Origin of the sequence: Streptomyces tendae (assembly GCF_014650435.1) — a bacterium.
Classification (GTDB): domain Bacteria; phylum Actinomycetota; class Actinomycetes; order Streptomycetales; family Streptomycetaceae; genus Streptomyces; species Streptomyces tendae.
In genome coordinates, this window is the sequence record NZ_BMUY01000006.1 from 381,442 (window position 1) to 394,789 (window position 13,348).

Sequence of the window (13,348 nt, forward strand, 5' to 3'; positions counted from 1 at the left end):
CCTTGACGAGTCTTTCTCTCGGGGTTTAACTCACGTCCTAAATTAAGCCATGAGGGGCTTCGGAGGGGAAACAGCCGAAGCCGCCGTCGGGGACTCCCGACCGACTCCCGGAAGGAACCCAGGAGCCATGCGCAGCATCCGAGCCGCGGCCGTAGGCGCCGTCACCATGTCTCTCGCACTCGCCGCCACGGCCTGCGGAGGGGGCTCCTCCTCGGGCGGCGGATCCAACGACTCGCCGAAGGAACTCACCTACTGGGCGTCCAACCAGGGCGCCAGCGTCGAGGTCGACAAGAAGGTCCTCCAGCCCGAACTCGACAAGTTCGAGAAGCAGACCGGCATCAAGGTCAAGCTGGAGGTCGTGCCCTGGTCCGACCTGCTGAACCGGATCCTCACCGCCACCACCTCGGGACAGGGTCCCGACGTCCTGAACATCGGCAACACCTGGAGCGCTTCCCTCCAGGCCACCGGCGCACTGCTGCCCTGGGACGCCAAGAACTTCGAGAAGATCGGCGGCAGGGACCGCTTCGTCGACTCGGCGCTCGGCTCCACCGGCGTCGAGGGCCAGGACCCGGCCGCGGTCCCGCTGTACTCGATGGCGTACGCGCTCTACTACAACAAGCAGATGTTCGCCGACGCCGGCATCACCAAGCCCCCGGCCACCTGGGACGAGCTGGTCGAGACCGGCAAGAAGATCTCCAAGGACGGCAAGTGGGGCCTGGGCGCCGAGGGTTCCAACCTGTCCAACAACATCCACCAGGTCTTCGTCCTCGCCAAGCAGCACGGCGCCGACTTCTTCACCGCGGACGGCAAGCCCGACTTCACCTCCGACGGCGCCGTCGCGGCCGTCAAGCAGTACGTCGACCTGATGGCCCAGGACAAGGTCGTCGCGCCCGGCAACGCCGAGTACGCGCAGAACCAGTCCCTCAGCGACTTCGCCAAGGGCAAGACCGCGATGGTGCTGTGGCAGACCGCCTCCGCCACCTTCAAGACCATGGGCATGAAGGACGACGAGTGGGGCGTCGCCCCCGCCCCCGTCCCGTCCGGGGCCCCCGGCGCGGGCAAGGCCACCAACTCCATGGTCGCCGGCATCAACATGGCCGTCTTCAAGAACAGCGACAACATCGACGGCGCCACCGACTTCGTGAAGTTCATGACCAGCGACGCCGAGCAGAAGCTCCTCAACAAGGCGTACGGCTCCATCCCGCCGGTCAAGGCCGCCCAGAGCGACCCGGCGTTCAACACCCAGGGCACCGCAGTCCTGCGCGAGACCCTCGCCACCAGCGCCGCGGCCCTGCCCCAGGTGCCCGACGAGTCGCAGTTCGAGACCGCGGTCGGCACCGCCGTGAAGGAACTCTTCGCCGACGCCGCGAACGGACGCGAGGTGACCACCGAGTCCGTCAAGGAGAAGCTCGCCAAGGCACAGCAGCAGATGCCCAACAAGTGAGCGCCCCGACCTTCGACTTCGAACCGGCCCCACCGACTCCGACACGGACACGGACCTCGCCATGACCACCACGACCGCCTCGGCGCAGCCCGGCGAGCGGACGGTCGGCAAGAGCTCCCCCGGGACGGCGCGCGGACCCCGCCGCCGTCCCGGGCGGATCCGCCGCATCGGCCTGCCCTACCTGCTGCTCCTGCCGGCCCTGCTCCTCGAACTCCTCGTCCACCTGGTGCCGATGGTCATCGGCATCGTGATGAGCTTCAAGGAACTCACCCAGTTCTACATCCGCGACTGGACCACAGCCCCGTGGACCGGCCTCGACAACTTCACCATGTCGGTGGACTTCGACGCCCCCGTCGGCGAGGCACTGCTCCACTCCTTCCTCGTCACCTGCGCCTTCACGATCCTCTCCGTCGGCCTGTGCTGGCTGATCGGCACCGCCGCCGCGATCTGCATGCAGGACGCCTTCCGCGGCCGTGGCCTGCTCCGCGCGATCTTCCTGGTGCCGTACGCCCTGCCGGTCTACGCGGCCGTCATCACCTGGGCGTTCATGTTCCAGCACGACAACGGCCTGGTGAACCACGTCCTGCACGACCAGCTGGGCCTCACCGACAAGCCCTCCTTCTGGCTGATCGGCGACAACAGCTTCGTCGCGCTGCTCGTCGTGTCGGTGTGGAAGGGCTGGCCGTTCGCCTTCCTCATCGTCATGGCAGGGCTGCAGAACATCCCCAAGGAGCTGTACGAGGCCGCCGCCCTGGACGGCGCCGGCGTCTGGCAGCAGATCCGCCGCATCACCCTGCCGTCGCTGCGCCCCGTCAACCAGGTCCTGGTCCTGGTGTTGTTCCTGTGGACGTTCAACGACTTCAACACACCGTTCGTCCTGTTCGGCAAGGCCGCACCGGAGGCCGCGGACCTGATCTCCATCCACATCTACCAGTCGTCGTTCGTCACCTGGAACTTCGGCACCGGCTCCGCGATGTCGGTCCTGCTGCTGCTCTTCCTGCTGCTGGTGACGGGCGTGTACCTGTTCGTGACCTCCCGGGCCACCAGGACCCCACGGGCGCCGCGGAAGCACGAGGAAAGGCGGACGGCCGATGTCTAGGTCCCCGATGTCCAGGTCCCCGATGGCGGCGCCGCGCTCCTTCACCTGGACCCGCCGCGTCTTCCTCACCCTGCTCACCGGCTTCGTCCTGCTGCCGGTGTACGTCATGGTCTCCAGTTCGCTGAAGCCGCTCGAGGACGTCTCCAGCCAGTTCCACTGGCTGCCGAGCAACCTGACCATCCGCCCGTACATCGACATCTGGTCGACGGTCCCGCTGGCGAAGTACTTCGTGAACTCGCTGATCGTGGCGGGCGCGGCGACCTTCTGCTCGGTCGTGATCGCGGTCTTCGCCGCCTACGCCGTCAGCCGCTACGAGTTCCGCGGCAAGCGTGTCTTCTCGGTGACCGTCCTGTCCACGCAGATGTTCCCGGGCATCCTCTTCCTGCTGCCCCTCTTCCTGATCTACGTCAACATCGGCAACGCCACCGGCATCGCCCTGTTCGGCTCCCGCGGCGGCCTCATCCTCACCTACCTGACCTTCTCCCTGCCCTTCTCCATCTGGATGCTGATCGGGTACTTCGACTCGGTGCCCCGAGACCTGGACGAGGCGGCCCTCGTCGACGGCTGCGGGCCGCTGCGCGCCCTGTTCAAGGTCGTGGTGCCCGCCGCGATCCCCGGCATCGTCGCCGTCGCCGTCTACGCCTTCATGACCGCCTGGGGCGAGGTCCTGTTCGCCTCGGTCATGACCAACGACGCCACCCGCACCCTCGCGGTCGGACTCCAGGGCTACTCCACGCAGAACGACGTGTACTGGAACCAGATCATGGCCGCCTCGCTGGTCGTGAGCGTCCCCGTGGTCGCGGGCTTCCTGCTCCTCCAGCGCTACCTCGTGGCGGGCCTGACGGCCGGAGCCGTCAAGTGACGGCCGTCCCGCCGCACTCCGCTCTTCCCCAACCCGAAAGGACCTTCGTGACCATCGACTTCGCCGCACTCCCGGACGACTTCCTGTGGGGCACGGCCACATCGGCGTACCAGATCGAGGGAGCCGTGGCGGAGGACGGACGTTCGCCGTCGATCTGGGACACCTTCTCGCACACCCCCGGGAAGATCGACAACAACGACCACGGCGACGTCGCCTGCGACCACTACCACCGCACCCACGAGGACATCGAGCTGATGCGGCGGCTGGGCACCAACGCCTACCGCCTCTCCGTCGCCTGGCCGCGCGTCCTGCCGGGCGGCGACGGCCCTGTCAACGCGAAGGGCCTCGCCTTCTACGACCGGCTCGTCGACGACCTGCTGGCGGCCGGCATCACCCCGTCCGTCACCCTCTACCACTGGGACCTGCCGCAGGTGCTCCAGGACCGGGGCGGCTGGCCCGAGCGCGCGACCGCCGAGCACTTCGCCTCCTACGCCGCCGTCGTCGCCGAACGCCTCGGCGACCGCGTCGGCCACTGGGCCACCCTCAACGAGCCGCTGTGCTCGGCCTGGATCGGCCACCTGGAGGGCAAGATGGCCCCCGGCTGGACCGATCTGACGGCCGCCGTCCGCGCCTCCTACCACCTGCTGCTCGGCCACGGCCTGGCGATGCAGGCCATCCGTGCGGCCGCCCCCGGCGCCCAGGTGGGCATCGTCAACAACCTCTCCACCATCCACGCCGCCACCGACAGCGACGAGGACCTGGCCGCCGCCCGCCGCATGGACGGCCACACCAACCGCTGGTGGCTGGACCCGATCCACGGCCGCGGCTTCCCTGCGGACATGCGCGAGGTCTACGGCGTCGAACTCCCCGAGCACCCCGGCGACATGGAGCTGATCGGCGGCGAGCTGGACTGGCTGGGCCTGAACTACTACTTCCCCCAGACCGTCGCCGCCGACCCCACCGGGCCCGCCCCGCAGGTCCGCACCGTCCGCCGCGTCGGCGTCCCGCGCACCGGCATGGACTGGGAGATCGACGCCGGCGGCATCGAGGAGCTGCTGCTGCGCCTGACCGAGGAGTACGGGCCGCGCAAGCTGTACGTCACCGAGAACGGCTCGTCCTTCCCCGACACGGTCCGCCCCGACGGCACGATCGACGACCCCGAGCGCCAGGAGTACCTGAAGGCCCACCTCGCGGCCTGTGCCTCCGCCGCCCGCAGGGGAGCCCCGCTGGCCGGCTACTTCGCCTGGTCGCTGCTGGACAACTTCGAGTGGGCGTACGGCTACGACAAGCGCTTCGGCCTCGTCCACGTCGACTACGCGACCCAGGTCCGCACCATCAAGGGCAGCGGACACCACTACGCCGACATCATCGGCCGGGCGCGGGGGAGGGAGCGCAAGGCCGCCTGAGACCCCGTGGTGGGTGCGGATGCGGGAGTCCGCGCCCACCACGGCCCCCCCACCACGGCTCCCCCCACCACGGCTCCCTGTCCCTCGGCGTCAGGCGTCCTTGCGCGCCACTCCGCCGTAGATGCCGATCGGCGGGGCGTCGGGGCGCCGGGCCTCCTCGGGGCGCCAGTCGGTGACCCGCACCAGCCCCGGTTCGACCATCGAGAAGTCGCCGAACAGGTCGAGGACCGCCGCGTGCGGCCGCAGGTTGAGGGAGGCGGTGGCCTTGCTGTAGACGGCCGCCGCGTCTTCCCGCCGGTCCTCGTGGACGTCGCCCGTCGCGTGCGACAGGACGAGGTAGGAGCCGGCCGGCAGCGCGTCGCGCAGTGTGGCGACGATGCCCGCCGGGTCCTCGGCCTCGGCGACGAAGTGCACGACGGCCACCAGCAGCAGTGCCACCGGCCGGTCGAAGTCGATGACCGCCCGCACCTCGGGATGGTCGAGGATCGCGCGGGGGTCCCGCAGGTCGGCCAGGACCACGGCGGTGTCCGGGTCGTCCGACAGGGCCCGGGAATGAGTGGCGACGATGGGGTCGTTGTCGACGTACGCGACCCGGGTCCCGGGGGCGAGGGACCGCGCGATCTGGTGCGCGTTGGGCTCGGTGGGCAGACCCGTGCCCACGTCGAGTATCTGACGGACGCCGCCCTCGGCCACCACGTGCCGCACCGCACGGTGCATGAAGTGCCGGTTGGCGACGACACCTTCGCGCACCTCGGGCGCCGCCTTCATGAACTGCTCGGCGGCCCGCTGGTCGACCTCGTAGTTGTCCTTCCCGCCGAGGAAGTAGTCGTACATCCGGGCGGGATGGGGCCTGCTGGTGTCGATCCGGTCGGGGTGGGCGGCGTTCTCGCCACCGCTCAGGGAGGTCATGCTGCCTGACTCCGTCCTCAACTCCCGGGCCACCCACGGCACAAGCGTGGTGAGCACCCGGTGAGCGGCTGCTGAGTGCCTGTCGGAACATCATCATAGGGTGGCGTCCCGACGGTGCCGTCCCGCGTACGGAGGAGTGTTCTGTGACCGCCGGTACACCCAGACCCCACATCGACACGAGCAAGCCGCACCCCGCCCGCGTCTACGACTGGTTGCTCGGCGGCAAGGACAACTACCCCGTCGACCAGCAGGTCGGCGAGACCCTCCCCGAGGAGGCACGGGGCAACGCGGCCAGGAACCGGGCGTTCATGCACCGCGCGGCGGCCTGGCTGGCGAAGAACGGCGTCGACCAGTTCCTGGACATCGGCACCGGCATCCCCACCGAACCCAACCTGCACCAGATCGTGCAGGCGATCCGCCCGGCGGCCCGGATCGTCTACGCGGACAACGACCCGATCGTCCTCCGGCATGCGGAGGCGCTGCTGACCAGCACCCCCGAGGGCGTCACGGACTTCCTCCACGCGGACGTACGGCAGCCCGGGACGATCCTCGAACGGGCCCGCGAGACACTGGACTTCGACCGTCCGATCGCCCTCTCCCTGATCGCGCTCCTGCACTTCCTGCCCGACGACGAGGACCCGTACGGTCTCGTGCACACCCTCGTGGACGCGCTCCCCTCCGGCAGCTTCCTGCTCCTCTCGCACGGCACCGCCGACCAGCACCCGGAACTGAAGCAGGACACCGAGGCCGCGTACAAGAAGGGCGCCATCCCGCTGCGGATGCGCACCCGCAGCGAGGTGGAGCCCTTCTTCACCGGGCTGGAACTCGTCGCGCCCGGCCTGGTGTTCGCCACCGAGTGGTACCAGGAGGAACCGGCGCCGGCGCGGGAACGCAGCGGCTTCTACGTGGGCGTCGCGCGGGTGCCCTGAGCGGATCGAGCCGTACGCAGGGGGCCGCGCCGCCCACCCCCACCGGGCCGCCTTGACGTGAGCCGCAACCGGCCGATACTTGTGCGCAGCATGGGTCGGTCGGTGTCCGTGGTCGGCGCGAGGCGGGACGACAGATGAAGAAGAGACTGTGGGCCACGGGTGCCGTTCTCGGCGTCCTCACGACGTGGGCCGCGCTCCCACCGGCCGCCGAGGCGTCCCCGCACCCGGGCGGGCACCCCTCGCCGCATCGGCACGCACTGCCCCTGGGCCCGGCCGGTCTCCCGGAGACGCGCACCACGACCACCCTCCAGCCCGGCGTCACCCTGACCCGCATCGTGCGCGGGAACGCCCAGGACCCCGCCCTCCACTGGACCGTCGAGGTGTCCATCCCCGGCGGCGACACCTCCCCCGACCCCGACGCGCCGCCGACGGCGCTGAAGGACCGGGCGAGCGCCGACGAACTCACCGCCGAACTACGACGGGACGGCTTCGAAGCCCGCGCGGAGGAGGTGAGGACACCCGCAACGGCCGACTACCGGGGCGGCACCCTCGGCTGGCGGGTCCGCGTCGGCACGTTCGACTCGCAGGCCGCCGCGACGGCCGAACGCACCCGCCTGCGAGCGGCCGGCCACACCGGCTCGGCCGTCTACACCGGCTGGGACGGCGCGACGACGGACCGCGGCCCGTGGCACGTCGACGTACTCACCATCGACCCGCGCACCTTCCGCGGCACCCTGGGCGCGTCGTACGGCCCGGACCTGGAGGGCCGCGAGACGACCAGCGCACTCTCGGCGTCCGCCACCGCGACCGCCGCGGTCAACGCCGGCTTCTTCGTCCTCGACCCCAAAGCAGGGGCACCGGGCGACCCGGCCGGAGTGGGCGTCTACGACGGGCGCCTGCTGAGCGAACCGGTCGCCGGGCGCCCCGGCCTCGTCGTCCACGACAACGGCCGGCGCACGGAGATCACCCGTCTCACCTGGCGGGGCCGGATCACCGGCCGGGACTCCTCCCTCCCCCTCGACGGCGTCAACCGGGTACCCGGCCTGATCAGGAACTGCGGCGGCGGAGCGGGCGACACCCCGACCTCGCTCCCACTGCACGACGTCACCTGCACCGACCCCGACGAGTTGGTCACCTTCACCCCCGAATACGGCGCCCGCACACCCGGGGGCGAGGGCGTGGAAGCCGTACTCGACGCCCACGAGCGGGTCGTGGAACTGCGTTCACCGCGCGGCGGGACCATCCCGCCGGGCGGCAGCTCGATCCAGGCGACGGGCGAACGCGTCGCCGAACTGACCGCCCTGGCGCACGTGGGCCACCGCCTGAGCGTGAGCACGACCCTGCTGGACGCCCGCGGCCGCCGGATCTCCCCGTCGCCCCGCACCGACATCGTCAACGGCGGCCCGGAACTGGTCCGCGACGGCCGTATCCACGTCACGCCCGCCACCGATGGCATGGTCCACCCCGGCGATCCGAGCTGGTACTACGGCTGGGTCCACAAGCGCAACCCGCGCACCCTGGCCGGGGTGGACGCCGCGGGCCGCACCGTCCTGGTCACCGCCGACGGACGCGGCACGGGCTCCCTGGGACTCAGCATCGGCGAGAGCGCCGAGGTCGCGAAGTCACTCGGCCTGCGCGACGCGGTCAACCTGGACGGTGGAGGCTCGACGACGATGGTGGCCGAGGGCACCGTACTCAACTCTCCCTCGGATGCCGCGGGAGAACGCCCGGTCGGCGACGCGCTGCTGATCCTGCCGCACCGACACGGCAGCTGACCTGACCTGACGCGACCCGGCCGGCCACGGCCGACCGCCGTACGTGCCACCGCTCCACCGAAGCACCGCCCCACCGATGCACTGCTCCGTCGAAGCACAGCCGCACCGAAGCACCGCGCAACAACAGCAACCCACCCAGGGAGCCGCCGTGTTCGCGAACGTGCCCACCGTCCTCACCCCGCTGCGAGCCAGGCTCCTCCTGGTCCTCGCCGTACTGCTGGCCGTCCTGGCGCCGACCGCCCCGGGGGCCGTGGCCGCCGGGAAGCCGGAGGCCGGTGCCGCCAGCCCCGGCGCGGAGGTCGTCGCCGTCACCCGGGTCGCGGACCGGCAGGTCGACCTGTCGGTCCGCTCGACGGCCCTGGGCGGCCGCACGGTCGACGTCCGCCTGCTCACCCCGGACGGCTGGAACCCGAACGACCGGCGCCACCGGCGGCACTGGCCCACTCTCTGGCTCCTGCACGGCTGCTGCGGCGACTACACCTCGTGGACGAGCATGACCGACGTGGCGGAGACGGACAGCCTGCGCGACGTCCTGGTCGTGATGCCCGAGGCGGGCTGGAACGGCTGGTACAGCGACTGGTGGAACCACGGACAGGGCGGCGACCCGGCCTGGGAGACCTTCCACACCAAGGAACTGCGCCACCTCCTGGAACGGGACTGGGGCGCAGGGAGCAACCGCGTGGTCGCCGGCCTGTCCATGGGCGGTCAGGGCGCCCTGCTGTACGCCGCCAGACACCCCGGAATGTTCAAGGCGACGGCGGCCTTCTCCGGTTCCGCCCATCCCCTCCTCAACGAGGAGTCGATCGACCGCATCATGGGCTTCTTCGCCGGCCAGGACAACGACCCGCTCCGCGTCTGGGGCGACCCGGTCGCCCAACGCCGGATATGGCAGGCCCACGACCCCTTCCACCTCGCCAAGCGACTGAGGTCGATCCCGGTCTACCTCTCCTGCGGCGACGGCACCACCGGCCCCCTGGACCCACCGGGCGCCACCAGCGCCCTGGAGGCGGACTTCAACCGCCAGAACCACGCGCTCGCGGCGGAACTGGAGCGGGTGGGCGCAAGGCACGTCACCACCAACTTCTACGGCCCGGGGACGCACGGCTGGGCCTACTGGGAGCGGGAGTTGCACGCGTCGCTGCCGATGCTGCTCGGGGCGCTGGGGGTGGGCGACTGACCCGTCCGAGGTCGGTCGGCTCCTGAACACCTTCGACACCTTCGACACCTGATGCGTGGCGGGTCATGGCCTCGCATCAACTCAACACCCCTTGCCAGCCGCCCTGTCGACCCCTAACTTAAGTGCGCAGTTAATCGCATTTACATTCTCAGTTACTCGATCGGTCGGGGAGAGCTTCGTGCACACAGGCATGCGTACATCGGCGGCGGCAACCGTCCTCGCCCTCGCTGTCTCCCTGGCCGCGGCCGACATCGCGGGCGCCGCCGACACACCGACGGCCGGCAACGGCTCGTACGTCGACGTCGAGTACTTCCCGGAGCCGGCCGGCGAGGGCGCGCGTACCAGCGTCCCGACGGACAGCCCGCACACGCAACAGGCCCGGCCGACCGCGTCCGACTCCCGCCAACGCGGCACCGCCACCGACTCCGAGGACGGAGAGGTCGTCCCGCTCGCCGAGACCGGCCCGACCGCCGACCGGCTCGACGTCACCATCATCGGCGACGGCTACACCGCGGCGGAGCAGGACGACTTCCTCGAGGACGCCCGCACGAAGTGGGACGAGGTCACCGACATCGACCCGTACAAGAGCTACGAGGGCCTCTTCAACGTCTGGGCGGTGAAGGCCGTCTCCGAGGACTCCGGCGTCACCGGCGACCCGAGCCGGGAGGTCGTCAGGAACACCGCGCTCGGCTCGTACTTCTGGTGCGGCGACACGGAGCGCCTGATCTGTGTCGACCTCGACAGGACGAAGACCTACGCGGCCAAGGCCCCCGCGACCGACCTCGTCATCGTGGTCTCCAACTCCGCCAAGTACGGCGGCGCGGGTTACTCCGGCCTCGCGCCGGACTACGGCTACGACGGCGTCTCCACGCTCTCCTCCGACAACGACCGCTCCACCCTGATCGCCGCCCACGAGATGGCCCACTCCATAGGCCTCCTGGCGGACGAGTACCAGTACGCGGGCTACGGCGACTACCCGCACCCCGAGCCGGTGTACCCCAACGCCTCGACCCTGACCGCGGACCGCATGGCCGCACAGCGCACCAAGTGGGCGGCATGGCTCGGCGAGCCCGACCCGAGCGGTGGAGTGGTCGGCACCTACGAGGGCGCCGACTACTACGAGTACGGGGTCTACCGTCCCACGGAGAACTCCATCATGCGCTCGCTGAACACCGACCGGTTCAACCTCCCGGGCCGCGAGGCGATGATCGCGGGCTTCTACCGCTCCGCCAACGCCCTCACCCCGCTGCGGAACACCGCCGTCAAGGCCACCCGCTTCACCCGCCTCTCCGTTGAACTCGCCGACCTGGGCCCGGACACGGGTCTCTCCCGCCCGCAGCTCCGCTGGTACGTCGACGGACGCGAGGCACGACAGGCCCGCGGCAGGACGTCGGTCCTCCCGGCGGCCCTCGGCGTCCCGTCCGACCGGCGCACCCACAAGGTGACCGCCACGGTGGTCGACACGACGACCGCCGTCCGCAGCGGCGCTGTCAGGGACCTCACGTCCAACTCAGCTACCTGGACGGTGAGCCGGTGACTCAGAAGGTCCACCGCGTATGGCTGTAGACGCCGTCGTCCCGGCCGTACCCGTACGCGGTGACCGGGGCCACCGCGAAGAGCACCGCGGCCGAGCGCCGCATGGCGTCCCCGATGCCGTGGAAGGTGCCTTCGGCCGAGGTGATGTGCGCCCCGTACTTCGCCTCGTACGCCGCGATCACCTCCTCCAGCACCGCGGGGTCGCCGACCGGCTCGGCCTCGCCCTCGACGACGAGGTCGAACCCCTCGGTGAGCGAGTTCCCGCCCGTGAGCAGCGCGCAGTGCGCATCGTGCGCCAGGTTCCGGGCCTTCTGCTCGCCCGGCCCGGTGGAGAAATACAGCACACCGTCGTGCCACGCCGCGATCACCGGCGTGATGTGCGGACCGCCACCGGGCCGCATCGTGACCGCCCAGAAGATCTCGGCCGCGTCCACCCGACGCCGGGCCTCGGCCCACTCGGTGGCGGTGACGTCCCCGGCGCCGGGGCGGGGATTGAGCGCTGAGCTGTAGCGGGCGTCGAGCTCGGTCTTGGGCTGTTCGGTCATGTGCTGTTCGGTCGTGGGGTGCTCGGTCGGGTGCTGCTCGGCGGTGGATCGTTGCACGGACATGGCGGACTCCTTGCTCTCTTGTCCGTAACGACTGCCGGCCGGGCCGGAAATCATCGGTGGGCCGGACGGGGTATGTCCGACGCCGTGATCCTCAACCCCTGGCGGGCGAGCCTTCGGCACCGGGCCCCGAGCCGAGGAACGGTTGGAGCAGGCGGAGCAGCGCCTCGGGGCGGTGCAGCGGGATGATGTGCCCGCAGTCCTCGATCACATGGCCGACGAGGTGGTCGGCGACCGGACGCAGCTGCCGTTCGAGGGCCCGACCCACCGGACGAGCGCCGACGGCCATGGCGGGGACGGTCAACCGCCCACCGGCGACAGCAGCCGCGATCTGCTCACTGCTCGTGGGCAGCGCCCGGTAGTACGAGAAGGCGCAGCGCAGGGCGTCGGTTCCGGTGTACGCCCGCACGAAGGCGTCCCGGACGGCGGGATCGACGCCCTCCCCGAGGGATCCGGCGCCCAGGAACCAGTCGACGTACTGGGCCTCGTGCCCGGTCAGCACCGTCTCCGCGAGGCCGGGCACCGCGTGGAAGCCGAACCACCAGGGAGCCCCCTGCGCGAGGAACTCCTCGGCTCCCGGCAGCCCGCCCAGCAGTGATTCCATGACGACGAGCCGCCTGACGAGGTCCGGCCGCCGCATGGCGAGCAGGAACGCGGGCGGGGTACCGGCATCGATGCCCACGACGGCCGCCGAGCGCACTCCGAGGGCGTCCAGCAGGACCTCCGCGTCGCACGCGAGCGTGCCGGCGTCGTAGCCGCCCGCCGCACGCGTGCTGGCCCCCGCACCCCGCATGTCCGGTGCGATCACACGATGGCGTACGGCGAGGGGGCCCATGACGCGGGTCCACAGCTGCCAGGTGTGCGGGAAGCCGTGCAGCAGGAGCACGGCGGGGCCCTCGCCCTGGAGGGCCACGCTGACTTCGATGCCGTTGACCGCGACACGCCGGAGCTCGACGTCGTCGGAGGGACGGGGGTCGGAGGGACGGCGATCCGAGGGACGGGGATTGGAGGGACGAGGCCGAGGCGAAGTGACGTGTGCGGGCACGGGGGTCCCCTTGTCGGAGCGGTTACCAATGGTGACAACAGAACGGTAGGTAACTAGGCTGGGGGAGCCAAGACCGCACTTCTGCCACAGGTGGTGAGCCGCAGGTGACCTCCTCCCCGACGTCAAGGGCGTCACGATCCCCGGACGGCGCCCGGGGCGACCTGTTCGACCCGCAGTGCCCCACCCGTCGCCTCCTCGACCGGATCGGCACCAAGTGGACATCCATGGCCGTCAAGGTGCTGGCCGAGGCGTCCCCGGAGGAGGTGCGGTTCGCGGAACTGCAACGCAGGATGGCCGGCATCTCGCAGAAGATGCTGTCGGCCACCCTCCAGGGCCTCGCCCGCGACGGCCTGGTCGGCCGCAGGGTCGAGGCGACCGTCCCGCCGCGCGTGTACTACCGGCTCACCCCGCTCGGCCTGACCCTGGAGGAACCACTGGCCGCACTCCGCGAGTGGGCAGAGGCACACATGGCCGAGGCGGACCGAGCCAACCGGCGCAGCGAGCGACAGCAGGCGTGAACTACCGCGCCGTACCGAGTGCTCAAGCGAGTGCCCGACCGAG

12 protein-coding genes are annotated in these 13,348 nt (G+C 70.7%); 9 read left to right on the top strand and 3 right to left on the bottom strand.

All coding sequences use genetic code 11. The annotated features are described in order from the left end of the window. Positions 1-127: 127 nt before the first annotated feature. The 4 genes from IE258_RS18860 (at position 128) to IE258_RS18875 (ending at position 4,811) form a co-directional block, all read left to right on the top strand. Positions 128-1,444 carry an ABC transporter substrate-binding protein gene (locus IE258_RS18860; protein WP_189744940.1) on the top strand — a complete coding sequence of 439 codons (1,317 nt, stop codon included), beginning with the start codon at positions 128-130 and terminating at the stop codon, positions 1,442-1,444. A gap of 61 nt (positions 1,445-1,505) precedes the next feature. Continuing rightward, entirely contained in the window at positions 1,506-2,543 is a 1,038-nt protein-coding gene (locus IE258_RS18865) for a carbohydrate ABC transporter permease (protein WP_127891628.1), read from the top strand. A gap of 22 nt (positions 2,544-2,565) precedes the next feature. Then, positions 2,566-3,405: a carbohydrate ABC transporter permease gene (locus IE258_RS18870; RefSeq protein ID WP_189745055.1), complete on the top strand. Its 840-nt coding sequence runs from the start codon at positions 2,566-2,568 to the stop codon at positions 3,403-3,405. Between the two features lie 47 nt (positions 3,406-3,452). Beyond that, positions 3,453-4,811: a GH1 family beta-glucosidase gene (locus IE258_RS18875; protein ID WP_189744942.1), complete on the top strand. Its 1,359-nt coding sequence runs from the start codon at positions 3,453-3,455 to the stop codon at positions 4,809-4,811. Between the two features lie 90 nt (positions 4,812-4,901). Here IE258_RS18875 and IE258_RS18880 read toward each other — a convergent pair whose 3' ends face one another. After that, positions 4,902-5,720, bottom strand: coding sequence for an SAM-dependent methyltransferase (locus tag IE258_RS18880; RefSeq protein ID WP_189744944.1), 819 nt, complete (start codon positions 5,718-5,720; stop codon positions 4,902-4,904). 143 nt (positions 5,721-5,863) lie between these two features. Between IE258_RS18880 and IE258_RS18885 the strand changes: the two genes are divergently transcribed. The 4 genes from IE258_RS18885 (at position 5,864) to IE258_RS18900 (ending at position 11,138) form a co-directional block, all read left to right on the top strand. Next, positions 5,864-6,649 carry an SAM-dependent methyltransferase gene (locus IE258_RS18885; RefSeq protein ID WP_189744946.1) on the top strand — a complete coding sequence of 262 codons (786 nt, stop codon included), beginning with the start codon at positions 5,864-5,866 and terminating at the stop codon, positions 6,647-6,649. 134 nt (positions 6,650-6,783) lie between these two features. Then, on the top strand, positions 6,784-8,424 hold the full coding sequence (locus tag IE258_RS18890) for a phosphodiester glycosidase family protein (RefSeq protein WP_189744948.1): 1,641 nt from the start codon (positions 6,784-6,786) through the stop codon (positions 8,422-8,424). Positions 8,425-8,572: 148 nt separating this feature from the next. Further along, positions 8,573-9,601 (top strand): alpha/beta hydrolase, encoded by a 1,029-nt coding sequence (locus IE258_RS18895; RefSeq protein ID WP_189744950.1) that lies wholly within the window; start codon positions 8,573-8,575, stop codon positions 9,599-9,601. A 178-nt stretch (positions 9,602-9,779) separates the two neighbouring features. Next, on the top strand, positions 9,780-11,138 hold the full coding sequence (locus IE258_RS18900; RefSeq protein ID WP_189744952.1) for a M64 family metallopeptidase: 1,359 nt from the start codon (positions 9,780-9,782) through the stop codon (positions 11,136-11,138). 1 nt (position 11,139) lies between these two features. On the opposite strand, the gene IE258_RS18905 is transcribed toward IE258_RS18900, so the two are convergent. Both IE258_RS18905 and IE258_RS18910 read right to left on the bottom strand, forming a co-directional pair. Continuing rightward, entirely contained in the window at positions 11,140-11,682 is a 543-nt protein-coding gene (locus tag IE258_RS18905; protein ID WP_189745057.1) for a pyridoxamine 5'-phosphate oxidase family protein, read from the bottom strand. Positions 11,683-11,836: 154 nt separating this feature from the next. Then, entirely contained in the window at positions 11,837-12,655 is an 819-nt protein-coding gene (locus IE258_RS18910; protein WP_308434191.1) for an alpha/beta fold hydrolase, read from the bottom strand. A gap of 236 nt (positions 12,656-12,891) precedes the next feature. On the opposite strand from IE258_RS18910, the gene IE258_RS18915 reads away from it, so the two are divergent. Then, positions 12,892-13,305 carry a winged helix-turn-helix transcriptional regulator gene (locus IE258_RS18915; RefSeq protein ID WP_189744954.1) on the top strand — a complete coding sequence of 138 codons (414 nt, stop codon included), beginning with the start codon at positions 12,892-12,894 and terminating at the stop codon, positions 13,303-13,305. The last annotated feature ends 43 nt before the right edge of the window (positions 13,306-13,348 follow it).